General features: G+C 74.8%; 27 protein-coding genes. 13 read left to right on the top strand and 14 right to left on the bottom strand.

The genetic code is table 11. From position 1 onward, the window contains the following. Positions 1–520: HAMP domain-containing protein (locus LQ51_RS34185; RefSeq protein ID WP_231605925.1), on the bottom strand; the 520-nt coding region annotated here is incomplete at its 3' end. Positions 521–704: 184 nt separating this feature from the next. Here LQ51_RS34185 and LQ51_RS29130 point away from each other — a divergent pair. Beyond that, positions 705–2,771 (top strand): SpoIIE family protein phosphatase, encoded by a 2,067-nt coding sequence (locus LQ51_RS29130; protein ID WP_046571260.1) that lies wholly within the window; start codon positions 705–707, stop codon positions 2,769–2,771. Between the two features lie 22 nt (positions 2,772–2,793). On the opposite strand, the gene LQ51_RS31565 is transcribed toward LQ51_RS29130, so the two are convergent. Beyond that, positions 2,794–4,356 (bottom strand): FAD-binding oxidoreductase, encoded by a 1,563-nt coding sequence (locus LQ51_RS31565; protein ID WP_231605926.1) that lies wholly within the window; start codon positions 4,354–4,356, stop codon positions 2,794–2,796. Positions 4,357–4,538: 182 nt separating this feature from the next. On the opposite strand from LQ51_RS31565, the gene LQ51_RS29140 reads away from it, so the two are divergent. Next, positions 4,539–6,647 (top strand): S9 family peptidase, encoded by a 2,109-nt coding sequence (locus tag LQ51_RS29140; RefSeq protein ID WP_046571262.1) that lies wholly within the window; start codon positions 4,539–4,541, stop codon positions 6,645–6,647. Positions 6,648–6,705: 58 nt separating this feature from the next. Here the strand turns inward: LQ51_RS29140 and LQ51_RS29145 are convergent, their stop codons facing one another. Next, entirely contained in the window at positions 6,706–7,656 is a 951-nt protein-coding gene (locus LQ51_RS29145) for a threonine ammonia-lyase (RefSeq protein WP_046571263.1), read from the bottom strand. A gap of 135 nt (positions 7,657–7,791) precedes the next feature. Here LQ51_RS29145 and LQ51_RS33100 point away from each other — a divergent pair, with 135 nt between their 5' ends. Continuing rightward, positions 7,792–7,953 (top strand): hypothetical protein, encoded by a 162-nt coding sequence (locus LQ51_RS33100; protein WP_156313275.1) that lies wholly within the window; start codon positions 7,792–7,794, stop codon positions 7,951–7,953. Positions 7,954–7,965: 12 nt separating this feature from the next. Here LQ51_RS33100 and LQ51_RS29150 read toward each other — a convergent pair whose 3' ends face one another. Genes LQ51_RS29150 through LQ51_RS29160 form a run of 3 tightly spaced genes read right to left on the bottom strand, consistent with a single transcriptional unit; the run spans position 7,966 to position 11,246 of the window. Then, the gene (locus LQ51_RS29150) at positions 7,966–10,116 is read right to left on the bottom strand and encodes a bifunctional polysaccharide deacetylase/glycosyltransferase family 2 protein (RefSeq protein WP_046571264.1); all 2,151 of its coding nucleotides are present in this window, start codon (positions 10,114–10,116) and stop codon (positions 7,966–7,968) included. 2 nt (positions 10,117–10,118) lie between these two features. Further along, entirely contained in the window at positions 10,119–10,637 is a 519-nt protein-coding gene (locus LQ51_RS29155; protein WP_046571267.1) for a hypothetical protein, read from the bottom strand. Between the two features lie 42 nt (positions 10,638–10,679). After that, positions 10,680–11,246, bottom strand: a complete 567-nt coding sequence (locus LQ51_RS29160; protein WP_046571270.1) for a TIGR03086 family metal-binding protein — start codon at positions 11,244–11,246, stop codon at positions 10,680–10,682. 32 nt (positions 11,247–11,278) lie between these two features. Here LQ51_RS29160 and LQ51_RS29165 point away from each other — a divergent pair, with 32 nt between their 5' ends. Continuing rightward, positions 11,279–12,097, top strand: a complete 819-nt coding sequence (locus LQ51_RS29165) for a helix-turn-helix domain-containing protein (protein ID WP_046571271.1) — start codon at positions 11,279–11,281, stop codon at positions 12,095–12,097. 106 nt (positions 12,098–12,203) lie between these two features. Here the strand turns inward: LQ51_RS29165 and LQ51_RS29170 are convergent, their stop codons facing one another. Genes LQ51_RS29170 through LQ51_RS29195 form a run of 6 tightly spaced genes read right to left on the bottom strand, consistent with a single transcriptional unit; the run spans position 12,204 to position 17,802 of the window. Beyond that, on the bottom strand, positions 12,204–13,742 hold the full coding sequence (locus LQ51_RS29170) for a SpoIIE family protein phosphatase (RefSeq protein WP_046571363.1): 1,539 nt from the start codon (positions 13,740–13,742) through the stop codon (positions 12,204–12,206). Positions 13,743–13,744: 2 nt separating this feature from the next. Beyond that, positions 13,745–15,073, bottom strand: coding sequence for an ATP-binding protein (locus LQ51_RS29175; RefSeq protein ID WP_046571364.1), 1,329 nt, complete (start codon positions 15,071–15,073; stop codon positions 13,745–13,747). Between the two features lie 32 nt (positions 15,074–15,105). After that, a complete protein-coding gene (locus tag LQ51_RS29180) occupies positions 15,106–16,119 on the bottom strand; it encodes a SpoIIE family protein phosphatase (protein WP_046571365.1) in 1,014 nt (337 codons plus the stop codon). Then, complete coding sequence (locus LQ51_RS29185) at positions 16,116–16,532, bottom strand: ATP-binding protein (RefSeq protein ID WP_046571272.1); 417 nt, start codon at positions 16,530–16,532, stop codon at positions 16,116–16,118. The genes LQ51_RS29180 and LQ51_RS29185 overlap by 4 nt, the downstream gene beginning before the upstream one ends. Then, complete coding sequence (locus LQ51_RS29190) at positions 16,529–16,942, bottom strand: STAS domain-containing protein (protein ID WP_046571275.1); 414 nt, start codon at positions 16,940–16,942, stop codon at positions 16,529–16,531. Before LQ51_RS29190 ends, LQ51_RS29185 begins: the two co-directional genes overlap by 4 nt. Then, the gene (locus LQ51_RS29195; RefSeq protein WP_046571366.1) at positions 16,942–17,802 is read right to left on the bottom strand and encodes an STAS domain-containing protein; all 861 of its coding nucleotides are present in this window, start codon (positions 17,800–17,802) and stop codon (positions 16,942–16,944) included. Before LQ51_RS29195 ends, LQ51_RS29190 begins: the two co-directional genes overlap by 1 nt. Positions 17,803–17,962: 160 nt before the next feature. Between LQ51_RS29195 and LQ51_RS29200 the strand changes: the two genes are divergently transcribed. After that, complete coding sequence (locus LQ51_RS29200; protein ID WP_046571277.1) at positions 17,963–18,319, top strand: STAS domain-containing protein; 357 nt, start codon at positions 17,963–17,965, stop codon at positions 18,317–18,319. A 10-nt stretch (positions 18,320–18,329) separates the two neighbouring features. Here the strand turns inward: LQ51_RS29200 and LQ51_RS29205 are convergent, their stop codons facing one another. After that, complete coding sequence (locus LQ51_RS29205; RefSeq protein WP_156313280.1) at positions 18,330–19,562, bottom strand: MFS transporter; 1,233 nt, start codon at positions 19,560–19,562, stop codon at positions 18,330–18,332. A gap of 106 nt (positions 19,563–19,668) precedes the next feature. Here LQ51_RS29205 and LQ51_RS29210 point away from each other — a divergent pair, with 106 nt between their 5' ends. From LQ51_RS29210 to LQ51_RS29225, 4 genes are all read left to right on the top strand, one after another. After that, positions 19,669–20,352, top strand: a complete 684-nt coding sequence (locus LQ51_RS29210) for a FadR/GntR family transcriptional regulator (protein ID WP_046571281.1) — start codon at positions 19,669–19,671, stop codon at positions 20,350–20,352. 39 nt (positions 20,353–20,391) lie between these two features. Further along, the gene (mscL, locus tag LQ51_RS29215) at positions 20,392–20,850 is read left to right on the top strand and encodes a large conductance mechanosensitive channel protein MscL (protein WP_046571283.1); all 459 of its coding nucleotides are present in this window, start codon (positions 20,392–20,394) and stop codon (positions 20,848–20,850) included. 77 nt (positions 20,851–20,927) lie between these two features. Next, positions 20,928–21,176, top strand: coding sequence for a hypothetical protein (locus tag LQ51_RS29220; protein WP_046571373.1), 249 nt, complete (start codon positions 20,928–20,930; stop codon positions 21,174–21,176). Between the two features lie 29 nt (positions 21,177–21,205). Then, complete coding sequence (locus tag LQ51_RS29225; RefSeq protein ID WP_046571285.1) at positions 21,206–21,571, top strand: hypothetical protein; 366 nt, start codon at positions 21,206–21,208, stop codon at positions 21,569–21,571. On the opposite strand, the gene LQ51_RS29230 is transcribed toward LQ51_RS29225, so the two are convergent. Then, on the bottom strand, positions 21,484–22,728 hold the full coding sequence (locus LQ51_RS29230; RefSeq protein ID WP_082159711.1) for a benzoate/H(+) symporter BenE family transporter: 1,245 nt from the start codon (positions 22,726–22,728) through the stop codon (positions 21,484–21,486). The genes LQ51_RS29225 and LQ51_RS29230 overlap by 88 nt on opposite strands. A 63-nt stretch (positions 22,729–22,791) precedes the next feature. Between LQ51_RS29230 and LQ51_RS29235 the strand changes: the two genes are divergently transcribed. The 4 genes from LQ51_RS29235 (at position 22,792) to LQ51_RS29250 (ending at position 25,405) form a co-directional block, all read left to right on the top strand. After that, entirely contained in the window at positions 22,792–23,373 is a 582-nt protein-coding gene (locus LQ51_RS29235) for a helix-turn-helix domain-containing protein (protein WP_046571286.1), read from the top strand. A 66-nt stretch (positions 23,374–23,439) separates the two neighbouring features. After that, positions 23,440–24,159 carry a PP2C family protein-serine/threonine phosphatase gene (locus LQ51_RS29240; RefSeq protein ID WP_046571289.1) on the top strand — a complete coding sequence of 240 codons (720 nt, stop codon included), beginning with the start codon at positions 23,440–23,442 and terminating at the stop codon, positions 24,157–24,159. An 86-nt stretch (positions 24,160–24,245) separates the two neighbouring features. Next, positions 24,246–24,581, top strand: a complete 336-nt coding sequence (locus tag LQ51_RS29245; protein ID WP_046571290.1) for a PadR family transcriptional regulator — start codon at positions 24,246–24,248, stop codon at positions 24,579–24,581. After that, on the top strand, positions 24,578–25,405 hold the full coding sequence (locus tag LQ51_RS29250; protein WP_046571292.1) for an ATP-binding cassette domain-containing protein: 828 nt from the start codon (positions 24,578–24,580) through the stop codon (positions 25,403–25,405). Before LQ51_RS29245 ends, LQ51_RS29250 begins: the two co-directional genes overlap by 4 nt.

A 25,405-nucleotide genomic window follows, 5' to 3' on the forward strand; every position in this document is an offset into this window, starting at 1 on the left:
GCTTGCCCTCGGTGCCCACCTCCCGGGCCACCCGGGTCACCTCGTTCGAGAAGGACGAGAGCTGGTCCACCATCGTGTTCACCGTGCGGCCGATGCGCAGGTACTCACCGCGCAGCGGGCGACCGTCGATCTCCAGCGCCATGTGCTGGGAGAGGTCGCCGTCGGCCACCGCCACGATGACCCGGGCGATCTCCGTGGTGGGGCGGCCCAGGTCGTCGATCAGCGAGTTGACCGCCCGCTGGCCCTCCGCCCAGGAGCCGTCCAGCCCTTCGTCGTCGAGGCGTTCGGTGAGCCGGCCGTCCCGACCGACGATCCGCGAGATCCGACGCAGGTCCAGGTGCTGCCGCTCCTGCAACGACACCACGTCGTTGAAGGCGTCGGCCACCTCACCACCCAGGCCGGACCGCCGGGGCAGGCGCACCCGGAGGTCGCCGCGACGCACCCGTCGCAGCGCCTCCACCAGCTCGCCCAGGAGCACCTCGTGGTCGTCCGTGGCAACCGCCTGTTTCGCCGTCGTCATCATTCCTCGCTCAGCTCGGGGCCGACCGGATCGTGCCGACACGCCATCCCACCATTCTGCCTGCGCCGGCGTCGAGGCCACGGCCAGCGCGAATCCGGCCGCGCGGGCGCGCCGCCGCCCCCCGGGTGGGCGACCGGGGTGACCGCTCTTGGCACCCGGGGCGGGGTCGGTGGAGGATACGGAGGTGTCAGCGGAGACGGGGCCGGCAGCCAACGGCGGCTCGGACGAGCACGTCCGGCGGGTCCGGCTTCCCGCGGACCGGCGTACGCCCGCCGCGGCCCGGGCGCTGGTCCGGTCGGTGCTCGCCGAGGTGGACCTGGCCCAGCTGCTCAACGAGGCGCTGCTGCTCACCACCGAACTCACCACCAACGCGGTCGAGCACGCCCGCACCGAACTGGACATCGAGGTCACCGCGGACCGGACCGGACTGACCGTGACCGTCACCGACTTCGCCTCCGGCCCGGTGGAGGAACTGATCGTCGGCGTCCGCAACGACAGCTCCGAGATCGACGAGGTGGCCGAGCGCGGTCGCGGGCTGCTGCTGGTCGACCACTTCGCCAGCCGGTGGGGCACCACCTACCTGCCCACCGGCAAGGGGGTCTGGTTCCGGCTCGACCGGCCCGGCACGGCGTCCGCCCGGCCGGCCGCCGCGCAGACCCGGACACCGGTCACCGCCGCCGACGGCGTCGAGGGGAGCGTCCCGAGCGCCGCCGCGATGAGCGAGCTGATGCAGATCAACCCCGATCCGTACGCCAACGACCCGCTGCCCGAGTTCGCCGCCGACCTGCTGGCCCGGCTGGCCGAGATGGTCGGCGCGGCCGGTGGCGTGGTCCGGCTGGACCGCGGCGACGGGCAGGGCGACCAGGTGCTCGCCCGGTACGGCCGGCCGCCCCGGGAGGACGGCGACCTGCTCCGGGTGCCGCTCGCCGTGCACCGCCCGTACGCCGGTGAGCTGGAGCTGGACGCGGCACCGTCGGCGTACGCCCGACCGCTGGCCGTGCTGGCCGCCGAACGGCTCTCGCTGCACCTGGAGAACGACCGGCTGCGCCGGGCGGACATCCGCCGCTCGGCCTGGCTGACCTTCCTCGCCGAGGCGAGCGAACTGCTCGCCCAGTCCCTGGACGTCGAGCTGACGATGGCGCTCATCCCGCAGCTCGTGGTGCCCCGGCTGGGCCAGTGGTGCGCCGTGCACACCACCGACGAGTGGGGCCGGCTACGCCTCGCCGCCGCCAGTCACGCCGACGAGGCGATGCTGCCGCAGCTGCACCGGGTGCTCCGGGAGACCGGCCCGGACTCGGTCCAGGCCCGGCTGCGGGAGGCGTCCCGCAGCGCGGCGCAGGTGCCGCTGAGCGGGCCGATGGAGGGGTTCGCCGTACCCCTGATCGCCCGTGGGCAGCGGCTCGGCACCCTGGCGGTCGGCCGTCACCAGCGGCACCGGCACGACGCGGACGAGGTCTCGGTGCTGGAGGACGTGGCCCGGCGGGCGGCGCTCGCCATCGAGAACGCCCGCATCCACGCCGAGCGGCGCCGGGTCGCGCAGACCCTCCAGCAGTCGCTGCTGCCGCCGGTGCTGCCGGTGGTCGAGGGCATCGGCTTCGCCGCCGAGTACGTGCCGACCGGCGACGACGCCGACGTCGGCGGCGACTTCTACGACGTGGTGCCGCTGCCCGACGGCCGCTGGCTGGTGGTGATCGGCGACGTGTCGGGCAAGGGTGTGCAGGCGGCCGCGGTGACCGGCCTGGTCCGGGACGTGATCCGGGTGCTGGTCGGGGACGGCAAGCCGCTGCCGGAGGTGCTGAGCCGGCTCAACGAGACGCTGGTCGAGCGGGGCGGCGGCCGGTACTGCACCCTCGCCCTGGCCGCGGTCGGGCCCGGCGAGGGCCGGCGGCTCGACGTGTCGCTGCACCTCGCCGGCCACGACCGGCCGGTGCTGCTGCGCTCGGCGGGCGGGGCCGCCTTCGTCGGCACCGGCGGCACCGCGCTCGGCCTGCTCGACACGATCGCCACCCCGACCGCGGAGATTCCCCTCGGGCCGGGCGACGCGCTGGTCTTCTACACCGACGGGGTCACCGAGCGCCGGCGCGGCCGGGAGCTCTTCGGCGTCGACCGGCTGCGCGAGTCGGCCGCCCCGTTGGCCGGCTACTCCGCCGACGTGATCGCCGCCCGGCTGCGCGCCACCGCGATCGGCTTCTCGGTCGAACCACCCCGCGACGACATCGCCATCCTCGCCCTCCGCAACGACGCCCTGTAGCCGTCGTCCCTGCCGGGGTGGGTCAGATGCCGCCGGGGAGGCGGCCGGGGGCCAGGCGGTGGTCGGGGTCCAGGTGGGCCTTGGCGGCGCGGAGGCGGGACAGGGTGGGCACCTCGCCCCACAGGTCCACCGTGCGGCGCACCGGCCCGGGCGCGGCGACCACCACGCACCGGCCCTGGCGGGCCAGCAGGACCTCGCGGACGGCGGAGAGGATCGAGGCCACCCGCTCCGGCGGCAGCGAACCGGGCAGCGCGGCGTGCACCGTGCCGACCCCGGCGGAACCCCGGACGGGCACCGGGCCGCCGGCCGCGTCCCGCAACGCGTAGACGGCCGCGTGCAGGTCGTTGATGGGCACCTCGATGCGCAGCGCGGTGTCACCGGGGGCGAACGGGTACCGCCCCCACCACTCGGGCGCCGAGTGGCTGGCCACCGCCTCGTCGCCGAGCACCTCGACCAGCCGGTCGGCGCGCTCCGCGACGTGCGCCGGACCGCCCTCCAGGAGCACCACGAGGCTGCCCGCCGCGGCCGGCCGGCCCGACCGGCCGGTCAGCGCCGGGTGGTCGGGGCGCCCGACCACGGACGGATGGAACGGGCTGACCCGCCGGCGCGGCAGCGGCACCGGTACGGGCAGGTCCACCTCGACGGCGGCCGGATCCAGCCCGGCGCCGAGCACCGCGCGGACCAGGTCGTGCACCTCGAGCGGCGTCCAGACCGGGCGGGACACCCAGATCCGGCTGGCCGGCACCGCCTGGACCCGCAGGGTCGCCGAGATCAGCACGCCGAGCCCGCCCTGCGACCCGCAGAGCAGCCGCGCCACGTCCAGCCCCGGCAGGTCGCCAGCACCGAAGAGGGCGGCCGCGCCCGGGTGCGCCGGGCCGGGATCCGTCCCGCCGGCGTGCGTCCCGCCGACACCCGTCGCGCCGGGGTGCGCCGTGCCGAAGGACGTGCCGCCGCGACACGTTCCGCCGGGGTGCGTCGCGGCGGGGTGCGCCGGACCGCCGCCGGACGGCGCCGCCCGGCCCAGCAGCTCGGTGCCCGCCTCACCCAGGCTGACCAGCTCCCCCTCGGCGTCCAGGTAGCGCACGCCGACGAGCTGGGCGCACGGGGTCCCGTGCCGGTGCCGGAGCGGGCCCGCCTCGTCGGCGGCGAGCACCCCACCCAGGGTCGCCCCGGGTGAGGGCGCGTCGACGGGCAACCGGCGACCGGTGCGCTCCAGAGCCGCCTGCACCGCCCGCAGCGGGGTCCCGGCACCCACCTCGGCCAGCGCCGAGCCCTGCGGCTGGTGCCAGACCCCGGCGAGCCGGCCGGTGTCGAGCATGATGTCGACCTGGCCGGGCGCGGCACCCCAATCGATCTTGGTGCCGGCGCCCCGGGGCACCACGGTCAGGCCGTGCGCCGCGGCCAGCCGCAGCACCTCGGCGGCGGCGTGCGGGCCACCCGGCACCGCCACCCAGCGGGCCGTCCGGCCGGCCACCTCGTCCGCCGCGCCGGCGAAGCGGGCGAACGGCGGGCCACAGATCTCCGCCAGTCGTCGGGTTATCTCGAGGGCTCCGGGTCGATCGGTGGAACTCGTTGCAGCCGCCATGGCGGTTATCGTACACATGTTCGAAAGCGCCGGTAGCGGATTGCCGACGCCGCTCGCGACGGCCCGTGGGGCGACGCCCGCCGGCCGCCGGGACACGGCCACCGGAGCCGTCCGGAACACGTCGCGCAAGCACTTCGGATCGGGCGCCCGGTTCCGGTCCGGCCGGCCGGTAACGTGACGCCGTGACCACCGAGACCTCCGAGCCGTCGCCCGCACCCGTCGCCAAGCGCGTGCCCAGCGGGCGCACCCACCACGGCGACACCGTCGTCGACGAGTACGCCTGGCTGACCGCCAAGGACGACCCGGCGACGATCGCCTATCTCACCGCGGAGAACGCGTACACCGAGGCGCGTACCGCGCACCTCGAGCGGCTGCGCGGGCAGCTGTTCGAGGAGACCCGGCGGCGGACCCAGGAGACCGACCTGTCCGTGCCCACCCGCAAGGACGGGTACTGGTACTACACCCGCACTGTGGAGGGCCAGCAGTACGGCGTGCACTGCCGCCGCGCGGTCCGGGCCGGCGAGCAGGTCCCGCCGGTCAGCGCCGACGGCGCGCCCCTGGACGGCGAGGAGGTGCTGCTCGACGGCAACCAGCTCGCCGCGGGGCACGACTTCTTCGCGCTCGGCGCCTTCGACGTCAGCCCCGACGGGCGGTGGCTGGCGTACTCGACCGACCACAGCGGCGACGAGCGGTTCACCCTGCGGATCAAGGATCTGAGCACGGGCGAGGTGCTGTCCGACGAGATCCCGGACACCTTCTACGGCACCGCCTGGTCCACCGACGCCTCCACGCTGTTCTACGTCACCGTGGACGACGCGTGGCGGCCCGACCGGGTCTGGCGGCACGCCGTGGGCACCCCGTCGAGCGAGGACGTGGTGGTCCACCAGGAGGACGACGAGCGGTTCTGGGTGGGCGTCGAGCTGACCCGCTCCGAGCGGTTCGTCGTCATCGACATCCACAGCAAGATCACCAGCGAGGTACGGGTGATCCCGGCCGGCAACCCCACCGGCGAGCCGGCCGTCGTGGCCCCCCGCCGGCAGGGCGTCGAGTACGCCGTCGAGCACCACGGCCACCGGTTCCTGATCCTGCACAACGACGGCGCCGAGGACTTCGCGCTGGCGTTCACCTCGGCCGACGTGCCGGGCGACTGGACCCCGCTGATCCCGCACACCCCGGGCACCCGGCTGGAGGCCGTCGACGCGTTCGAGAACCACCTGGTCGTCTCGCTGCGCAGCAACGGGCTGACCGGGCTGCGGGTGCTGCCGGTGGGCGGCGCCGACCCGTACGACATCGGCTTTCCCGAGCCGCTCTACAGCGTCGGGCTGGACGCCAACCCGGAGTACCGCACCAGCGAGGTGCGGCTGCGCTACACCTCCCTGGTCACCCCGGACTCGGTCTACGACTACGACCTGGTGACCCGGCAGCTGGTGCTGCGCAAGCAGAAGCCGGTCCGGCCCGGGCCGGACGGGCGGGCGTACGACCCGGCCGACTACGAGCAGCACCGGGACTGGGCGGTCGCCGACGACGGCACCCGCGTACCCATCTCGCTGGTCTGCCGCAAGGACACCCCGCGCGACGGCTCCGCCCCCGCCGTCCTCTACGGCTACGGGTCGTACGAGGCCAGCATGGATCCGTGGTTCTCCATCGCCCGGCTCAGCCTGCTGGACCGGGGCGTGGTCTTCGCCGTGGCGCACATCCGCGGCGGCGGCGAACTGGGCCGGCGCTGGTACGACGAGGGCAAGCTGCTGACCAAGAAGAACACCTTCACCGACTTCGTGGCCTGTGCCCGGCACCTGGTCAAGGCCGGCTGGACCGGCGCCGACCGGCTGGTCGCCCGGGGCGCCTCGGCCGGCGGCCTGCTGATGGGGGCGGTCGCCAACCTGGCGCCGGACGCCTTCACCGGGATCGTCGCGCAGGTGCCCTTCGTGGACCCGCTCACCTCGATCCTCGACCCGTCGCTGCCGCTCACCGTCACCGAGTGGGAGGAGTGGGGCAACCCGCTCGACGACCCCGAGGTGTACGCGTACATGAAGTCGTACAGCCCGTACGAGAATGTGGCGCCGGTCCGGTACCCGGCCATCCTCGCGGTGACCAGCCTGAACGACACCCGGGTGCTCTACCACGAGCCGGCCAAGTGGATCGCCCGGCTGCGCAGCGTGGCCCCGGACGGCGACTACCTGCTGAAGACCGAGATGGGCGCCGGGCACGGCGGTCCCAGCGGCCGCTACGACGCCTGGCGGGAGGAGGCGTTCGTGAACGCCTGGATCCTCGACCGGGTCGGCCGCGCCTGACCCGGGGCGAGGCCCGGCGCGGCGCGAGCCACCGCGGTGTGCCCAGCGGAGGCCGCGCCTAGCCGCCGGAGCCGAGCACCCCGGCCAGCACGGCCGGATCGACGTTGCCGCCGGTGACCACGGCCACGGTCGGTCCCGGCGGCAACTCGTCCCGGTGGAACAGCCGCGCCGCCAGCGCCACGGCGCCGCTCGGCTCGGCCACCAGTCGCGCGTCCCGGACCAGCCGGCCGGTCGCGGCGCGGATCTCGTCCTCGGTCACCGTGACGATGCCGTCCAGCCGCTCCCGCAGGTGGGCGAGGGTCAGCTCGGACAGGTTGGTGCGCAGCCCGTCCGCGCAGGTCCGGTAGGTCTGCTCGACCTCCCAGACCACCAGCTCACCGGTGGACAGGGAGTCCCGGGCGTCGGCGGCGAGCAGCGGCTCCACCCCGACGACCGCGGCGGCCGGCCGCAGCGCCTTGATCGCGGTGGCCACCCCCGAGGAGAGCCCGCCGCCGCCCACCGGCACCAGCACCACCGCCACGTCGGGCAGGTCGGCGACGATCTCCAGCCCGATGGTGCCCTGCCCGGCGATGATCCGCGGATGGTCGAAGGGCGGCACCAGCGCGGCACCGCTGCCCGCGGCGATCCGTTCCGCCTCGTCGACCCGGTGGGCCGGCGGGACCAGCCGCACGTCCGCGCCGAGCGCCCGGATCCGCGCCACCTTGACCCGTGGCGCCCCCTCCGGCACCACCACGGTGCACGGCACGCCGGCCCGGCGGGCCGCGTACGCCAGCGCCTGGCCGTGGTTGCCGGAGGAGTGCGTCACCACGCCCCGGGCCCGGGTGGCGGGGTCCAGCCGGGCTACCGCGTGCGCCGCCCCGCGCAGCTTGAACGACCCCACCGGTTGCAGGCTCTCCGGCTTGAGCCACAGCCCGTCGTCCCAGAGCGCCGGCAACAGCGGGGTGCGCACCACCGTGCCCGCGATGTCGGCGGCGGCGGCCCGGACGTCGGCGATCGACACCAGCTCCATCGCCCCATCCTGCCTCGGCGCCCGGACTGCCGTCGCCCGGCGACCGGCCCGGCCGCGCCGGCCACCGACGGGAACCCCGCGCCCGGTCCGCGCCGGCAGCAGGCCCGCGCCGGACCGGCACCTAGACTGCCCCCGATGAGCGAGGACCAGCAGGACGTACGCCCGCCGGCGGCGGCCCGGCGCGGGCCGGCCTGGGTGATCGTCGCGGTGGTGGCGGCCGCTCTGCTGGTCTGCTGCTGCTCGGCCGTGATCGGCCTGGTTGTCTCCTGGTCCGCCGGGCTCCTCGGCGCCCGCTGACCGGGACCCGGGTCAGTACGGGCGTCCGCCTCGACCAGCGGCGTTGACCGGGGCACCGGGGCGCACCCCGGCGAGCGCCGCCGCCTCGCCGGTGCGGACCATCCGCTGCCAGCGCAGCCGGTTGCCGATCACCGCCGTCACCACCGACTGCACCACCACCAGGTACATCACCTGGCGGTAGACGAGCTGCTGCAGCGGCAGGGCCCAGAGCGGACCGAACCGCTCCCGGTCCAGCCGCAGCGCGTACCCGGCGGTGCCGGCCTGGAGCAGGAGCAGCCCCAGCCAGGCCACCACCAGCGTGGACCAGGGCAGGAAGAGCAGCCCGTAGAGGGCGAAGACGTCCACCGCCGGCGCGGTCAGCGGCAGCACGAGCTGGAAGACGGTCAGGTACGGCAGGCCGCGCCGGCCCAGCTTCCCGCCGGCGCCCGACTCGCGCAGCGCGTGCCGGTGCTTCCACATCGCCTGCAGCGTGCCGTAGCACCAGCGGTAGCGCTGCCGCCAGAGCTGGCGCAGCGACGCGGGCACCTCGGTCCAGGCGATCGCGCGTTCCTCGTAGCTCACCCGCCAGCCGGCCCGGAGCACCTGCATGGTCAGGTCGGTGTCCTCGGCCAGGGTGTCGGCCGGTACGCCCCCGACGGCGAGCAGCACCTCGCGGCGGAACGCGCCGATCGCGCCGGGAATGGTGGGCATGCACTCCAGCACGTCGTACATCCGGCGGTCGAGGTTGAAGCCGATCACGTACTCCAGGTGCTGCCAGCGCCCGAGCAGCCGGCGTCGGTTGGCCACCTTGGTGTTGCCGCTGATCGCACCCACCGCCGGGTCGGCGAAGCCCTGGACCAGCCGGTACACGGTGTCCGGCTGGAAGACGGTGTCCCCGTCGACGAGCACCAGCAGGTTGGCGCGGGCGGCCCGGATGCCGGTGTTCAACGCGGCCGGCTTGCCCGCGTTGGCCTGCCGGATGACCCGTACCCCGCGCAGTCCCAGCCGCTCGACGATGTCGGCGGTGCCGTCGGTGGACCCGTCGTCGACCACCACCACCTCCAGCGCCGGGTACGCGCTGGCGACCAGGGACCGCACGGTGGCCGCGATGTTCGCCGCCTCGTTGTACGCCGGCACGATCACCGAGACCGGCGCGGTGACCTCGGGCCCGCGGCGGGGCCGGCGGACCCGCCGGACGTGCCGCCGGGCGCAGACCACCTGGACGGCGAGCCGCGCCACGCCGAGCACGAGCGCCACCCCGAGCAGCAGGTTCATCGCCGAAGCCAGCCCGCCGGCCCCGGCCTGCGCCCAGCGCAGCGCGGTCCCGCTCAACCGGGACCCGAGGCCGGCCGGCACCGTCGACCCGGGCTCGCCGATCCCCGCCGACACGGTGGTGAACCGGTAGCCGGAGCGGGACAGCCGGGGCAGCAACTGGTCCAGGGCGGCCACGGTCTGGCTGCGGTCGCCGCCGCCGTCGTGCATGAGCACCACGGCCCCGCCACCGCCGGGCGGGATGGCGGCTTGGACGATGGCCGACGCGCCGGGGCGCTGCCAGTCGCGGGTGTCCCGGTCGGCGAGGACCCCGAGGTGACCGCTGCCGGCGGCGTCCCGCAGCGCCTGGTACTGGGGCTGGCTGAGCGAGTTCGTGGTCGACGAGAACGGGAGCCGGAGCAGGGTCACCTCACGCCCGGTCGCCGCGGCGACCGCGTTGCGGGTCCAGGACAGCTCGGTCCGGGCTCGCCAGGCCGGCAGGCCGCCGAGATCCGCGTGGGTGAAGGTGTGCGAGCCGATCTCGTGCCCCTCCGCCAGGATCCGGCGGACCAGTTCGGGATGCTCGTCGACCCGGGCGCCGACCACGAAGAACGTCGCGTGGGCGTGGTGCCGGCGCAGCACGTCGAGGATCTGCGGGGTCCACCGGGGATCCGGCCCGTCGTCGAAGGTCAGTGCCAGGGTCCGCGCGGGCAGCCGCCGGGCGACCGGGGTCGGCCCGTCCAGCCGGAGCACCGGGCCGCCGGTGGTGAGCTGCGGGGGCGCCGGGGCCGCGGGCGCGGTGGACGGGCCGGAACCGCCGCCGACGTGGCTGACCAGGCCGTTGAAGCTGAGCGCGGCGAGCAGGACGATCAGGCCCAGCAGCAGGAGGATCCAGTGGGCCCGGGGGTCGCGCCGCGCGACGTGTCTCGCCATCGTCAGGGCTTGCCCGGAGTCCTGCTCGGCTTGGCGGTGTTACGCCGCTCGTCGCCCCGGCCACGGTTGCTGCTCGTCGGCCCCGGTGCGGTCGGGACGGTGGCCCGGGTGGCGGCCGGCCGGCTCGGGCCCGGTGCGGCGGACGTGGTGCGGGCCGCCGGCGTCGGCCGGGGGGTCGGGCCGGGCCGCGTGGCGGGATCGTCGGGCGCGTCGACGCCGGCCTCGACGGGCGGTCGCACCTTCGTCTCCGACCAGCCGGGGATCGGCACCGAGGAGTCGAAGAAGAGCCCGGCCAGGATCAGGCCGAGGCTGGTGAGCAGGCCGAGACCCGTCAACGTGCCGGCGATCAGGGTGAGCCGGCGGCGGCGCCCGGTCCGGTCGACGAACACCGGCGGCGCGCTGCCGGGCTGATTCTGCATGGTGCCGCACTCCCGCTGGTCCGCGTCACGCCGGCCGGGGCGGCCGGTCCGGGAGGTGGTGGCCTCCCGGACCAACAGCGCCCGGGGCGGGACGCGTGTCACGCGGGCCGTGCGGCGCCGGTGCCCGGACGGGGCCGGCGCGGGTCAGCGGTTCCAGGCGGGGTCGCGGCCGGTCCGGCCGAGCAGGCGGTCCAGGTCGGTGGCCTCCGGCAGGGTCGGTACGGGCGCCCCGAACGCGCCCATCTGCCGGCCGGTGTCCCCCATCCGGTCCATGAAGCCGTGCCCCGCCGCCAGCACCTCCGGGTCGACGGCGACCGGCTGCCCGGTGGCCCGGGCCAGGTCCCAACCGTGCACGGTGAGATCGATCAACGCCATGTCGCCGACGGTCTCCTGCGGCAGCCCCAGCCCCGGCGAGACGCCCTCCAGCGTGGCCGGATCCGACCAGGCCTCGACGAGGCGGTCGGCCTCGGCGGCGAACCGGTCCCGCCAGCCGTCGGTCAGGTGGTCGGTCTTGGCGGACCAGTCCACCTCGCCGCGCCGGGCCAGCACCTGGAAGTTGACCACCACGTCGAAGAGGTGGCCGAGCAGGTCCCGGACCGAATAGTCGGGGCACGGGGTGGGCAGGTCCAGTTGGTCGTCCGAGATGCCGCGGACCACCGCCACCGTCCGCGGCGCGGCGACGGCCAGCAGCTCGCTAGTCTTCGTGGTCATAGGGACCAGCATATGAAGGCGGTCTTGAAGAAATGCGACACGAACCGCGGCGCGACAGCCGGGGCATCCTCGACCCCGACCGGCTGCGGCGGCGGGTCCACTTCCGCCGCCGGCTGCCGGCCCCGGCGCTGCGCCCGTACGTCGAGCACTACTGGCTCATCGACTGGGACGTGACCGAGCCGTTCGAGCAGCGGTTGGTGCCGCACCCGGCGGTCAACCTGGTCTTCCAGGCCGGCGGTGACGGCGTCGAGACCGGTGAGCTCGCCGGGGTGGACCTCGGTCTGTTCACCATCACCGTGCGCGGGGTCGGCCGGGTCACCGGGGTGCAGTTCCGCCCGGGCGGCTTCCGCCCCTTCTGGCGCCGGCCGGTGGCCGAGCTGACCGGGCAGCGCCGCCCGCTGGCCGGCGGCCCGGCGCCCGGGCTGTTCGCCACCACGCCGATCTGCCCCGGCACCGACGACCAGCGCTGCCGGCGGCTCGACGACCTGCTCACCGCCGGGCAACCGGCACCGGACCCGGTCGCCGCCGAGGCCACCGCGCTGGTCGAGGAGATCCGCCGCGACCGGAGCGTCCTGCGGGTGGCCGACTTCGCCCGCCGGCACGACCTCTCCACCCGGCGGCTCCAGCGGATCTTCCTCGACCACGTCGGGGTCGGTCCGAAGTGGGTGATCCGGCGGTACCGCCTCCAGGAGGCGATCGAGCAGGCCGCCGCCGGCCCGCTGGACTGGGCGCGGGTCGCCGCCGACCTGGGGTACGCCGACCAGGCCCACCTGGTCCGCGAGTTCACCGCGGTGGCCAGCGTCTCCCCGGCCGCGTACGCCCGCTCGCTGGCCGCGTCGCGCGCCAGGTGAGCGGCCGGCGGCCACCGCGGCCGGTCCGGCGGCCGCGAGCCCGGCCACGTAGAGCCGCGACACCGTGCCGCCACTGCGGCGGTCAGTGTCGTGCGGGACCGGTCGGTCAGCGGCGGCGGACCGCGACCACCGCGACGTCGTCGTGGATCTCCGTCGGGGCCAGCTCCACCAGCAGCCGCTCGCAGAACCGGTCCAGGTCGTCGTCGACCCGGCCGGCGACCACGGCCAACGCGGCCAGCCCGTCGTCGATGGTGGCGTCCCGGCGCTCGATCAACCCGTCGGTGTAGAGCACCAGCGTGGAGCCGGCCGGCAGGACGAACTCCAGGTCCGGCGGGCGGGGCGCGCGCACCCCGAGCAGCGGGGCGCTGTGCTGCACGAACTCCACCCGCCCGGCCCGGCTGATCAGGGCCGGCAGGTGCCCGGCGCTGGCCAGTCGGACCAGCCCGCTGCCCGGGTGCAGCAGCAGCAGGCAGAGGGTGGCCTGCTCGTTGGGGAGCAGGGTACGCATCAGCTCGTTGACCCGGTCCAGGATCACCCCCGGCTGGTGCCCCTCCACCGCGTACGCCCGCACCGCGTGCCGCAGCTCGGCCATCACGGTGGCGGCGTGCAGGGAGTGGCCCGCCACGTCACCGACCGCCATCAGCAGATGCCCGTCCAGCATCACCAGCTCGTAGAAGTCGCCGCCCACCTCGGTCCGGGCGCTCGCCGGCTCGTAGCGCACGGCCAGGTCGAGGCCGGCGATCTCGGGCAGCCGTTGGGGCAGCAGGCTGCGCTGGAGGGTCACCGCGATCCGGTGCTCCTCGTCGAAGGAGCGCTGCGCCTCCACCGCCGAGGCGGTGGCCTGGGCGAGCTGCACCAGCACGGGAGTACGCACGGTCTGGGTGGCGGTCGGCACCACCACGTAGAGCGGGGCGCGGTCCTCGCGCAGCCGGGCGGCGCCCACGGTGACCGTGTCGTCGGCCGGCCAGTCGACCAGCCCCCAGTTGCCCGGCTCGTCGACCCGGACCGTGGTGCCGATCGGCACTCCGGTGTCGTCGACCACCCACGGCACCACGCCCGCCGGGGCGTCCGGTCCGGCGGCCACCCCGGCCAGGCAGTCGCCGTCGAAGGTCTCCGCGATCACCGCCGCCGGGCTGCGGAAGATCCGGGCGGCGCCGGCCGCCGCGACCTCCAGCAGCCGGGCGAAGTTCGACGCGGCGTGCATCTCCAGGGTGGCGTCGGCCAGCGCGGCCAGCCGCTCGGCGAGCTGCTCGGCGCGTTGCCGGGCCTGGTAGTAGCGGAGCACCGCGTGCGCGGTGGCGACCAGTTCCTCCGGCTCGATCGGCTCGGCCAGGTAGGCGTCCGCGCCCCGGGTCAGCCCCTGGGCCCGGTCCACCACGTCGACCGCGTGCGCCGAGACGTGGATGACCGGGATCGCCGGATGGGCCTCCTTGATCCGCTCGCAGACCTCGAACCCGCTCACGTCGGGCAGCCGTACGTCGAGCACCACCAGGTCGATCCGGTCCTTCTCCACCCGGTCCAGCGCCTCGGCGCCGTTCTCCGCCTCGATGGTCGCGAAGCCGGCCCGGGTCAGCCAGCTCACCAGCAGGTACCGCTTGGGCCGACTGTCGTCGACCACCAGCACGGTCGCCGGCCCGCCGTCCACCGTCACGCTCCGCCCGAGGGAAGGACGACCGTGAAGACGCTGCCCCGACCCGGTGCGCTGGTCAGCTCCAGCGTCCCGCCCAGCAGCGTGACCAGCCGTCGCGCGTACGGCAGGCCGAGCCCGGTGCCACCGACCCGGGTGGTGCCCGGCACCTGGTAGAACTCCTCGAAGATCCGTTCGTGCAGCTCCGGGGGGACGCCCACGCCGGTGTCGCTGACCGACAACGACCAGTGGTCGTCCTGCCGCTCGGCCCGCAGCCGCACCTCGCCCCGCTCGGTGAACTTCAACCCGTTGTGCAGCAGGTTGCGCAGCACCTGGGCGAGCAGCACCTCGTCCGAGCGGACCGTCGCCGGTGCGGGCGGCTCCTCCACCACCAGCTCCACCTCGGGCCGGTTGGACAGCGCCCGCAGCGTGCCGCGGAGCTGGCCGAAGACGCCGCGCAGGTCCACCTCGGTCCAGTTCGGCTCGAGCCGACCCGACTCGGCCTTGGCCAGGTCGAGCAGCTCGTTGACGAGGGTCAGCAGGTCGGTCGCGGAGGACCGGATCAGCCCCACCTGCCGGGCCTGTTCGGCGGTGAGCGGGTCGGACGCGGAGTCGGCGAGCAGCCGGGCCAGCCCGATGATCGCGGTGACCGGGGCGCGCAGCTCGTGGCTGACGTTGGCCAGGAACCGGCTCTTCGACTCGCTGGCCGCGCGGAGCTGCGCGGACTTCTCGTCCAGCTCGGCGTAGAGCGCCACGACGCCCCGGTTGGTCTCCTCCAGCTCCTCGGTGAGCTGGTTGTAGAGCGCCATCACCCCGTGGTTGGTCTCCTGCAGCTCGGCGTTGAGCACCGCCAGCTCGTCGCGCTGGCTGCGTACCTCGTCGAGGGCGCTGATGAGCTGGGCGTTCTGCGCCGCCAACTCGTCCAGGGCGGTGCCCGGAGCGTTGTCGGCCAGCTCGGCGCGAAGCTCGGCGAGACGCTCCGGGGTCAGCGCCGGCGCGTGGGCCGGAAGACGTCGGGACATCCTCACGACCGTATCGCCCCCCTGACCGGTCACGCCCAGCATGTCCACCAGCCGGGCCACCGCACCGGACTGTGGCTCGTACCGGCCGCCGGGCAGCGGGCGGGCCGGGGCCAGGTCGACCCGGAGCAACTGCCGCCCGGTGCGGGCGTCGAGGTCCACCGCGAAGGTGACGTCCGCGCCGGCGACGCTCCGCAACAGGTCCCGGGCCACCTCGCTCAGCGCGGTGGCCAGGCGTACCTGGTCCTGGTGCTCCAGCCCGACGGCGGCGGCCACCTCCCGGCCCCGCTGGCGGACCAGGAAGATGTCGTGTTCCACCCGCAGCGCCATCTGCAGCAGCGGGTCGGTGGCGGACGGCCGGGTCACGGCTCCGCCCGGGCGACCAGGACGCAGGCGTCGTCCCGACGGATTCCGGCGTCGCGGAGCAGGACGGCGGCGGTCAGCAGCGGCGCGCGGCCGGCCAGGCCGGGGTAGTCGGCCAGGTCCCAGCGGTCCACCACGCCGTCGCTCTGCATCACCAGGGTCGCGCCGGGCGGGAACGGGTACTCGTACTCGCGCACCACGGGGCGCTGGTGCCCGGCGATGCCGGGCAACGAGACGAGACCTCGCCGCCGCTCGCCCGCCACCACGATCATGGCTGCGATGTTGCCGAGGCCGGCGTACCGGAGCAAGCCTGACGCGGGATCCGGTTCGGCGACGGCGAGCGCGGCGCCCCGGGTGTGCGACATGGAGCGGTGCAGCTGCTGCACCACGGCGGCCGGCGGACCGGCGGGCGCGGACCGGAAGGCGGCGACCGCGGCGCCGCTGGCGGCGGCGGCCAGCGCCCCGTGCCCCAGCCCGTCGCAGACCAGCACCTGGCGCCGGCCGTCGGCGACCCGCACCGCGTACCCGTCGCCGCTGACCTGCTCGCCGGTGATCGGCCGGGTCAGCGCGGCGGCCCAGTCCGTGCCGGGGGCCGGCCCCGACCAGATCTGGACGGCCAGCGCGGTGCCCCGGCCGGGCAGCGAGTAGCCGTCGAACCAGCTCGCCTGCCGGGTGATGGCGCCCAGACCGATGCCGAGCGTGCCGGTGGTGGAGTGCCCGTCGCGGGCGGACTGGGCGAGGTCGGCCATGCCGGGTCCGGTGTCGACCGCCACCAGCTCGACGCCGGCCCGGCCGGCCCGGCGTACCGGCCGCAGCAGCAGGTTGCCCTCCTGCGCGTGCTTGACCAGGTTGCTGGTCAGTTCGGCGGTGATGATGGCCAGGTCGGCGACGCGCTGCTCGGGCAGCTCCACCTGCTGCCCGAGGCGTTCGGCGGCGCGCCGGGCCGCGCTGGCCGTGGTGCCGTTCTCCACCCGGAACCAGAGGCCGTGGTCGTCGACCACGTCGCCGGTCATCGGGACCACTTGGTGACGGTGATCCGGGTGCCCTCGCCGACGGTGGTCCAGATGTCGAAGTCGTCCACCAGCCGGCGGGCCCCGCTGAGCCCGAGGCCCAGCCCGCCGCCGGTGGTGAAGCCGTCGGTGAACGCCTGGTCGAGGTCGGCGATGCCCGGCCCGTCGTCGGCGAAGACGATCCGCACCCCGCGTCGGCGACCGTCCTCGACCGAGGTCACCTCGGCGGTGCCGCCACCGCCGTAGATCAGCGTGTTGCGGGCCAGCTCGCTCGCGGCCGTGACCAGCTTGGTCTGGTCGACCAGGGAGAGCTTGGCGGCGACCGCCGTGGTACGCACCAGCTGCCGCACCCGGACCACGTCCTCGTCACTGCGGATCGCCTGGACGTCCGGCACCCCCAGGTCGACAGCGGTCATGGCGTGGCCGTCGTCTCGGCGTCCTCGTCGTCGCCGTCGAGCGCGTCCCAGTCGTCGGCGCGGGTGGCCGCGACCAGTTCCATGCCCCGCTCGACGTTCAGCGCGGTCCGGATGCCGTTGAGCGACAACCCCAGCTCGACCAGGGTGATGGCCACGGCGGGCCGCATCCCCACCACGACCGTCTCGGCGTCCAGCACCTTGGAGATGGACGCGATGGTGGAGAGCATCCGGCCGACGAACGAGTCGACGATGTCCAGCGCCGTGATGTCGATGATGACGCCGTGGCAGCCGGTGGCGACGATCCGCTCGGCCAGGTCCTCCTGGAGCTGGATCGCCGTCTGGTCGGACATGTCGACCTGGATCGAGACCAGCAGGATGTCACCGATCTTGAGGATCGGCACCCGCTCCATCAGGACTCCCGGCGCGGCCGGCGCGCGGTGGTCTCGACCCCGGTCAGCCGCAGCACGTGGCGCAGCGCGTCGGCGAGGCTCGCCTTGGTCGCGATGTCCCCGAACTCGATGCCGAGGGCGACGATGGTCTGCGCGATCTGCGGCCGGATGCCGGAGATGATGCAGTCGGCGCCCATCAGCCGGGCGGCCACCACCGTCTTGAGGATGTGCTGGGCGACCTGGGTGTCCACCGCCGGTACGCCGGTGATGTCGATGATCGCGTACGGCGAGCCGGTGTCGACCAGGGTCTGCAGCAGGCGCTCCATCACCACCTGGGCGCGGGCCGAGTCGAGGGTGCCGACCAGCGGGACGGCGACCACGCCCTCCCACAGCTTCACCACCGGCGTGGAGAGCTCCAGCAGCTGCTCCGCCTGGTCGGCGATGAGGCCCTCGCGGGTGCGGACGTAGCTCTCGAAGGTGAAGAGGCCCATCTGGTCGATCAGGGCGGAGAAGGCCACGAAGTCCCGGAGGGTGTCGTCGGCCTTGTTCTCCTCCATCAGCTCCAGCAGGGCGTCCTTGACCGCGAACACGCTGATCGCGGTCTCGCTGGCGCTGAAACCCTGCCGGGCCCGGTTGGTGGACAGCTCGGCGAGCACGGCGCGCAGCTCGCCGCCGTGCTCGTCGGCCAGGTCGGTGAGACCGTTCCGGCCGGCGTCGATCATGCTCCGGTGCAGTTCCCGCACCTGTCGGCCCAGCTCGGCCTGGCTGAGCCGGCCGCGCAGCGAGGCGGCGACGGTTTCCGTCCAGCGCTCGGTCAGCCGGTCGGTGTGCTCACTCAGCAGGCGGGCGAGCCGACCACTCTGTTCGGCGCTCATCGCCATGGTGACCTCCCTGAACATTGAACCGGGCGGACTCTATCACCGGGGTCTGTGGAACTACTTGCCACGCGGCAAAGAATGATCAGCGCAACCGGGTTGCCTCCCGTTCTGCGCATCCCTCGCTTCGTGGGATACCGTTCCACCGAACACAGGAGGTCGACGAATGTCCCTGACGGTGCACACGGAACAACGCGACGACGTGGTCGTCGTGTCGGTCGCGGGCGAGCTGGACATGGCGACGGCACCGCAGTTGCAGGACCAGATCACGGATCTGCTGGACAAGGGCCGCAGCCGGCTCGTCTTCGACCTGGCGGATGTCTCGTTCTGCGACTCCACCGGGCTGTCGGTCTTCGTCCGCGCCAAGAACAGCTGCGACGAGGTCGGCGGCGTGGTCCGGCTGGCCGCCCCGCAGCGCGGGGTGCTCCGCATCCTCGAGGTCAGCGGGCTGGTCGAGGTGCTGCACACGTACCCGACGGTGGACCAGGCGGTCGCGGGCGACCCGACCCCCGCCTCCTCCTGACCGTCGCCGCTCAGCGCTCGTCCTCGATGTGTCGGGGACGGGCGATCACCATGCCCGCCGCCGTCTGCACGGCGAGCGCCGCCAGCAGGAAGCCGAGCGGAGCGGTCCACCCGCCGGTCGCCTCGTAGAGGATGCCGACCAGCAGCGGGCCGAGCGCCGCGATCAGGTAGCCGGTGCTCTGCGCGAACGCGGAGAGCGCCACGGTGCCCTCGGCGGTCCGGGCGCGCAGCCCGATGGTGGTCAGGATCAGCGGGAACGCGCCCTGGCCGAGGGCGAGCAGCAGCACCCAGAACGGCGCCGGGCCGTGTGGGGCGAGGGCGAGGCCCAGGTAGGCGGCCGTGGAGAAGGCGGTCAGCCCGAGCACCAGCGGCCGCAGGGTGCGCAGCCGGCCGGCGACGGCCGGCATGGCCAGCGCCACCGGCACGCCGAGCGCGGTCACCCCGGCCAGCAGCAGCCCGGCGGTCTGCGCGGAGTAGCCGGCGTCCCGGAATAGTTGGGCCAGCCAGCCCATGATCGCGTAGCCGCTCAGCGACTGCGCGCCGAAGTAGGTCGCCATGGCCCAGCCGAGCCGGGTCCGCCCGGGCCGGATCCGGGCGGGGGTGGCGACGGCGGCCGTCGGGGTCGCCGCCCGCCGGGCCCGGCGGTCCCGCAGCGCCAGCGGCACCCACGGGAGTACGGCCAGGGCGGCCAGCCCGGCCCAGACACCGAGCCCGGCGCGCCAGGAGCCGAACGCGTGCGCCACCGGCACGGCCGAGGCGGCGGCCACCGTGGTGCCGACGGTCAGCGCCATCGTGTACGCCCCGGTGACCAGCCCGGTGCGGTGCGGGAAGTGCTGCTTGACCAGCATCGGCAGCAGGATGTTCGCCACCGCGATGCCGGACAGCGCGAGCGCGCTGGTGAGCACGAAGACCACGGCCGAGTCGGTGACCACCCGGAGCACCTGGCCGGCGGTGAGGGCCAGCATCGCCAGCACCAGCACCCGGGCGGCCGGCCAGCGGCGGACCAGCCACGGGGTGAGCGCGCCCAGCCCGGCGAAGGCGATGGTGGGCAGCGTGGTGACCAGGCCGGCGGTGCTGCCGGAGAGCCCCAGCCCGCCCCGGATCTCGTCGAGCAGGGCGCCGAGGCTGGTGACGGCGGTGCGCAGGTTGACCGCGACGAGCAGCATCGCGACCAGCACCAGCAGGCCGCCGCGGGCCGGGGTGGCCGGGGGCGCGGGGGCGGCGGCGGGGGCCGGGCCGGGCATCACGTCGGTGGTCGGTGCGCCGGCGGGCGCCGCGGTGCGCGCGGTTGGCGGGGTCATGACCTCGAACCTACAATCATGGGATGAATTTCGGCAGGAGGTGTAACCGGTGACACCCACCGTCGATTCCGTCGCCGTGCCGCCGCGCGGGCACCGGGTGCGGCAGACGATCGAGCAGTTGCGGGCCCGCATCCTCGGCGGCGAGTGGCCGGTGGGCGGGCGGATCCCGACCGAGCCGCAGCTCGTCGCGGCGCTCGGCGTGGGGCGCAACACGGTCCGCGAGGCGGTCCGGGCGCTGGTGCACGCCGGGGTGCTGGAGTGCCGGCAGGGCTCCGGGACGTACGTGGTCTCCACCGACGAGCTGGCCCCGGTGGTGGCCCGCCGGCTCACCGACGACCGGATGACCGAGGTCATCGAGGTCCGGCGCGCCTTCGAGGTGGAGGCGGCCCGGCTCGCCGCGCTGCGGCGTACCCCCGGGGACCTGGCCGCGCTCGACGGCGCGCTCGCGGCCCGGGAGGCCGCCTGGCGCTCCGGCCGGGTGGACGAGTTCGTCGAGGCCGACGCCGCGCTGCACAGCGCGGTGGTGGCCGCCGCGCACAACGCCATGCTCGCCGAGCTGTACGCCTCGGTCGGCGCGGCGCTGCGCAGCACCGTCGCGCAGGCGATGGGCGAGACCCTGGAGCCCGAGCGGTACGTCGACCACGGCCGCCTGGTGGCGGCGATCCGGGCCGGCGATCCGGCGCGGGCGGCGATCGAGGCCGGTGCTTTTCTCGAACCGCCGTCCGGGGCATAGGTTGTCCGCGACGCAGAATCGGACAGCACGGGAGTGCGGATGTTCAAGGGCTTCAAAGACTTCATCATGCGCGGCAACGTCGTCGACCTGGCGGTCGGTGTCGTCATCGGCGCGGCGTTCACCGGCGTGGTCACCGCCTTCACGAACTCGTTCCTGAAGCCGCTGATCAAGTTGATGGGCGGCGGGAAGGACCAGTTCGCCGGCTCGTGGAAGATCGGCGAGGAGAACTTCATCACCTGGGCCGACTTCATCAACGCCGCGATCACCTTCCTGCTCACCGCGGCGGTGCTCTACTTCCTCGTGGTGTTCCCGATGAACAAGCTCGCCGAGCGGCGCAAGCGGGGCGAGGAGCCGCCGCCGGCCGCGCCGAGCGAGGAGGTCAAGCTGCTCACCGAGATCCGGGACGCGCTGCTCGCCGGCAACCACGGCACCCCGGCCCAGCGCGGCGCGCTCGACGACGTGCTGGGTCGCCGCCAGGAGCCGCCGGCCCCGCGCTGACCCATAGCCGATCGGCCCCCGTGGGAATCCCGCGGGGGCCGACCCGTGTCGAACACATGTTCGATAGGGTCCACGGCATGGAGCAGCGCAAACACTGGTGGAACGGGAAGTGGGGGCGGCTGGCCCGGCGGGACGTCTTCCTCCGGGTCGACGGCGACCGCTGGCACGTCGAGCAACGCGCCGGCGGCGCCGAGGGGGTCTCCCAATTCTACGAGTACGCCAGCGTGGACGAGGCGGAGGAGACGGTCCGGGCGCTGCTGGAGGGGCCGGACAGCTGGCGCGAGCTCTCCCCCCGCCCGCCGGGCGGCTGGCTCCCATCCGTTTAGCGGCCGGGCGACCCGGGAACCGCGCCAGCATGAGCCAGCAGCAGGACACCGTCGCCCGGGTCACCACCGGCATGCGGGTGGTCGACTCGACCGGCGTCGAGGTGGGCACCGTGGATCTCGTCCAGCGCGCCGATCCGAGCGCGGTCACCGTGCAGGCGCCCGCGCCGGTGGACCCGGGGAGCAGCCTGGACGAGCTGATCGAGTCGGCGGCCGCCGGGGAGCCGGACGTCCCCGCCGACCTGGCCGCCCGGCTGCTGCGCCACGGCTACCTGAAGGTCTCCACCGGGCTGGCCCGCACCGGCGCGGTCTACGTGCTGGCCGACCGGATCGCCGCCGTCGGTGACGACGGGGTACGCCTCACCGTCCCGGCCGCCGACCTGCCCGAGGAGGAGTGATCCGGGCCGCCCGGTGGGCGGCGGAAGAGCAGTAGCATCAGCCAGCCGGCGACGAGGCCCCAGAACGCCCCGCCCACGCCGAGCAGGCTCACCCCGGAGGCGGTGACCACGAAGGTGACCACCGCCGCCTCGCGGCCCACCGGCTCGGCGACGGCCGCCGAGACCGCCCCGGCCAGCGCGCCGAGCAGGGCGAGCCCGGCCACCGCCTCGACCAGGATCGGCGGGGAGAGCAGCACCAGCGCGGTCGCCAGGCCGGCGCCGAGGCCGAGCAGCGCCATGCCGATCCCGGCGGTGACCGAGGCGATCCAGCGCCGGTCCGGGTCGGGGTGGGCGTCCGGGCCGGCGGCCAGGGCGGCGGTGATGGCGGCGAGGTTCAGCGCGTGCCCTCCGGCCGGCGCGCCGAGCATGCTGGCCAGCCCGGTGACCCGCAGCGCCGAACCGAGCGGGGCGCGGTAGCCGTAGCCGGCGAGGACCGCGGTGCCGGGCACGTTCTGCGCGGCCATGGTGACCAGGAAGAGCGGCAGCGCCAGGCCGACCACCGCGGGCAGCGTCCAGGCCGGCGCGGTCAGCGCGACGGCCGGCGCGAGGTCGGCGTGGACCGGGCCGGGCGCGGTCAGCCCGATGGCGGCAACCGCCACGGCCAGCGCGCCGGGTACGGCCCACCGGCGGGCGAGCCGGTGCAGCAGGAGCCAGGCCAGCACCACCGGCCCGGCCAGCCGGGGCACCTCGACCAGCGCCCGCACCGGCGCGGTGCAGAGCGGCAGCAGCACCCCGGCGAGCATGGCGCTGGCGACCGGGGCGGGGATCGCGGCGACCGCCCGGCCGAGCGCCGGCACCAGCCCGGCCGCGACGATCAGTCCCCCGGCGAGCAGGAACGCGCCTACCGCCGCCGGCCACCCGCCGGGCACCGGACCGGTGGCCACGAGCAGCGCGGCGCCCGGGGTGGACCAGGCGACGGCGAGCGGCATCCGGTGCCGCAGCCCGAGCCAGACCGCGCACAATCCGGTGCCGACGCAGAGCGCCAGCAGGCCGGAGGCCGCCTGTGCCTGGTCGGCGCCGACCGCCCGGAGCCCGGCCAGCACGACGGTGAACGAGCTGGCGAAGCCGACCAGCGCGGTGACCACGCCGGCCAGTACGGGTTGCAGCCGACCGGTCATGTCCCCACCCCCGTTTCCTACCGTTCCGTTTACGGAACGGGACGGTGTAGGACGATAGCCGGCATGGCAACTGCCCCACCAGCCGGTGGCCACGATGCGGACCAGGTCGGCCGGCGCATCCGCGCCCTGCGCGAGGAACGCGGCCTCTCCCTCTCCACGCTGGCCCGGCTGGCCGGTGTCGGGAAGGCCACCCTCTCCGGGCTGGAGAACGGCACCCGCAACCCGACCCTGGAGACGCTCTACGCGGTCACCGCGCAGCTCGGCGTGCCGCTGACCGCCGTCCTGTCCGGGCCGGCCGAGACGCCGACCGTACGCGGCGCGGCGGTGGGCGCCACCCTGCTGGAGGTCTTCACCGACACCGACGCCACCTACGAGCTGTACCGGATGCGGGTGAGCCCGGGGCCGCCGCAACTCTCCCCCGCCCACCAGGCCGGCGTCACCGAGCACGTGACCGTCTTCTCCGGCGTGCTGCGGGCCGGGCCGGTGGACCACCCCGGGACCGCCGGCCCCGGCGAGTACCTGCGCTGGACCTCCGACGTGCCGCACAGTTACGCGGCGGTCGGCGACGAGCCGGTCCGGGCCAGCCTGCTGCTGCGCTACCCCATCGGCGACCAGGGTGGACGGTCAGCGGCCCGCCCGGAGTGAATCTTTCCCGACCGCCATACCCGGTGTGTAGAGACGGGAATGGGGTCTTCTTGGCAAGCTTGACCCATGACGCTGATCCTCCGCTCGGCCATCCTCAACGACGTCGGCCTCGTCCGGACCAACAACGAGGACTCCGCCCTCGCCGGTGACCGCCTGGTGGCGGTGGCCGACGGCATGGGCGGCCTCCCGGCCGGCGAGGTGGCCAGCGAGATCGTCATCCGGATCCTGGACGAGCTGACTCCGCCCACCGGGCCGGACGAGGCGGCCGACGCGCTGCGCGCCGTGGTGAGCACCGCCAACCAGCGCATCCGGGCCGCGATCAGCGTCGACCCGGCCCGCGACGGCATGGGTACGACGCTCACCACCGGCCTGCTCGCCGGCGACACCCTGGTCCTCGCCCAGGTCGGCGACTCCCGCGGCTACCTGCTGCGCGACGGCGAGCTGACCCAGCTCACCCGGGACGACACCTTCGTGCAGGCGCTGGTCGACCAGGGCGCGCTCTCCCCCGACCAGGCCCGGCACCACCCGCAGCGCTCGCTGGTCACCCGGGCCGTGCAGGGCTCGGACGCGCCGCCGGCCATCGGGATGCTCACCGTCTTCGCCGGGGACCGGCTGCTGCTGTGCAGCGACGGGCTCTCCGACTACGTGGAGGACAGCGCCATCGCCTCGGCGTTGGGCACCTACCAGGACCGGCAGCAGTGCGGTGAGCAGCTGGTGAAGCTCGCCCACCAGGCCGGCGCCCCGGACAACGTCACCGTCGTGGTCTCCGACGTCACCGCGGCCTGACCGCCACCGCCCGGAGCCCTCACGGCCCGGCGTGGCCCACTAGATAGTTGTGCCATCTAGATGACGGCACTACTCTCCAGCGGGTGATGACCGAGCGGCGGGGCCAGTGGTTGCGCGGAGTGCTCGACCTCTGCGTCCTCGGCCTGCTGCGCGACCACGAGTCGTACGGCTACCAACTCGCCCAGTCCCTCGACGCGGCCGGCATCGGCCCGATCCAGGGCGGCACGCTCTACCCGGTGCTGCTCCGGCTGGAGCGCAGCGGGCTGATCACCGCGCGTTGGCGCGAGGGAACCGGCGGACCGGCCCGCAAGTACTACCGGATCACCGAGAGCGGACAGGCCGCACTGGGCCGGGGCGGGCCCGACTGGCAGGCGTTCGCGACGTCGGTGACGGCCATCGTGACGGGAGGAGTCGACGGGTGAACGCCGACCAGTGGCTGCACGCGTTCGCGGCCGAACTGCACCACGACCGGGTGGCACCGGAGGACATCCGGCACGTGGTCGCCGAGGCCGCCACCCACCTGCGCGACGGCGGGGGCGACCCGTGGACGGTCTTCGGCCCGCCCGACCGGTACGCCGCCGTGATCGCCGAGAGCGTCGGCACCCGCCCGGCGCCCCGCCCCGGCCCGGTCCTGCTGCACGCCGAGGGGATCACCAAGCGCTACGGCCGACGTACCGTGCTGCGCGACGCCGGCCTGACCGTCCGGGCCGGGCAGATCGCCGCCGTGATCGGCGCCAACGGCTGCGGCAAGAGCACCTTCCTGCGGATCTGCGCCGGGCTCGCGTCCCCGGACCGCGGGCAGGTCACCCTCGCCGGCCGGCTGGCGTACTGCCCGCAGCAGGGCGGCACCGCCGACTTCCTCCTGCCCGACGAGCACTTCGTGCTGGTCGGAGCCGGCCGGGGGATGACCCGGAGCACGGCCCGCCGGGCCGGCCGGGCCACCGCCCGGCAACTCGGCTGGGAGTCCGCCGACCCGGTGCCCGCCCGGCAGCTCTCCGGCGGCACCCGGCAGAAGCTCAACCTCACCCTGTCCACCCTGAACGAGCCCGACATCCTGCTGCTCGACGAGCCCTACCAGGGCTTCGACCGGGGCAGCTACGTCAACTTCTGGGATCAGTTGCTGCGGCTGCGCGACGCCGGCCGGGCGATCGTCGTGGTGACCCACCTGCTCAACCAACTCGATCGGGTGGACCTGGTCCTCGACCTCACCCCCGCCGTACCCGGAGGCCGCCCGTGCACCGGCTGA

This window comes from Micromonospora sp. HK10 (assembly GCF_000982955.1).
In the GTDB taxonomy this organism is placed as follows: domain Bacteria; phylum Actinomycetota; class Actinomycetes; order Mycobacteriales; family Micromonosporaceae; genus Micromonospora.

Coding starts and splice junctions, on each gene's coding strand:
- LQ51_RS31565 (WP_231605926.1), bottom strand. CDS start 4,356: ATGGCGGCTGCAACGAGTTCCACCGATCGACCCGGAGCCCTCGAGATA.
- LQ51_RS29145 (WP_046571263.1), bottom strand. CDS start 7,656: ATGGAGCTGGTGTCGATCGCCGACGTCCGGGCCGCCGCCGCCGACATC.
- LQ51_RS33100 (WP_156313275.1), top strand. CDS start 7,792: ATGAGCGAGGACCAGCAGGACGTACGCCCGCCGGCGGCGGCCCGGCGC.
- LQ51_RS29150 (WP_046571264.1), bottom strand. CDS start 10,116: ATGGCGAGACACGTCGCGCGGCGCGACCCCCGGGCCCACTGGATCCTC.
- LQ51_RS29160 (WP_046571270.1), bottom strand. CDS start 11,246: ATGACCACGAAGACTAGCGAGCTGCTGGCCGTCGCCGCGCCGCGGACG.
- LQ51_RS29165 (WP_046571271.1), top strand. CDS start 11,279: ATGCGACACGAACCGCGGCGCGACAGCCGGGGCATCCTCGACCCCGAC.
- LQ51_RS29175 (WP_046571364.1), bottom strand. CDS start 15,073: ATGGCGCTGCGGGTGGAACACGACATCTTCCTGGTCCGCCAGCGGGGC.
- LQ51_RS29180 (WP_046571365.1), bottom strand. CDS start 16,119: ATGACCGGCGACGTGGTCGACGACCACGGCCTCTGGTTCCGGGTGGAG.
- LQ51_RS29185 (WP_046571272.1), bottom strand. CDS start 16,532: ATGACCGCTGTCGACCTGGGGGTGCCGGACGTCCAGGCGATCCGCAGT.
- LQ51_RS29190 (WP_046571275.1), bottom strand. CDS start 16,942: ATGGAGCGGGTGCCGATCCTCAAGATCGGTGACATCCTGCTGGTCTCG.
- LQ51_RS29195 (WP_046571366.1), bottom strand. CDS start 17,802: ATGGCGATGAGCGCCGAACAGAGTGGTCGGCTCGCCCGCCTGCTGAGT.
- LQ51_RS29200 (WP_046571277.1), top strand. CDS start 17,963: ATGTCCCTGACGGTGCACACGGAACAACGCGACGACGTGGTCGTCGTG.
- LQ51_RS29205 (WP_156313280.1), bottom strand. CDS start 19,562: ATGCCCGGCCCGGCCCCCGCCGCCGCCCCCGCGCCCCCGGCCACCCCG.
- mscL (WP_046571283.1), top strand. CDS start 20,392: ATGTTCAAGGGCTTCAAAGACTTCATCATGCGCGGCAACGTCGTCGAC.
- LQ51_RS29220 (WP_046571373.1), top strand. CDS start 20,928: ATGGAGCAGCGCAAACACTGGTGGAACGGGAAGTGGGGGCGGCTGGCC.
- LQ51_RS29225 (WP_046571285.1), top strand. CDS start 21,206: ATGAGCCAGCAGCAGGACACCGTCGCCCGGGTCACCACCGGCATGCGG.
- LQ51_RS29230 (WP_082159711.1), bottom strand. CDS start 22,728: ATGACCGGTCGGCTGCAACCCGTACTGGCCGGCGTGGTCACCGCGCTG.
- LQ51_RS29235 (WP_046571286.1), top strand. CDS start 22,792: ATGGCAACTGCCCCACCAGCCGGTGGCCACGATGCGGACCAGGTCGGC.
- LQ51_RS29240 (WP_046571289.1), top strand. CDS start 23,440: ATGACGCTGATCCTCCGCTCGGCCATCCTCAACGACGTCGGCCTCGTC.
- LQ51_RS29245 (WP_046571290.1), top strand. CDS start 24,246: ATGACCGAGCGGCGGGGCCAGTGGTTGCGCGGAGTGCTCGACCTCTGC.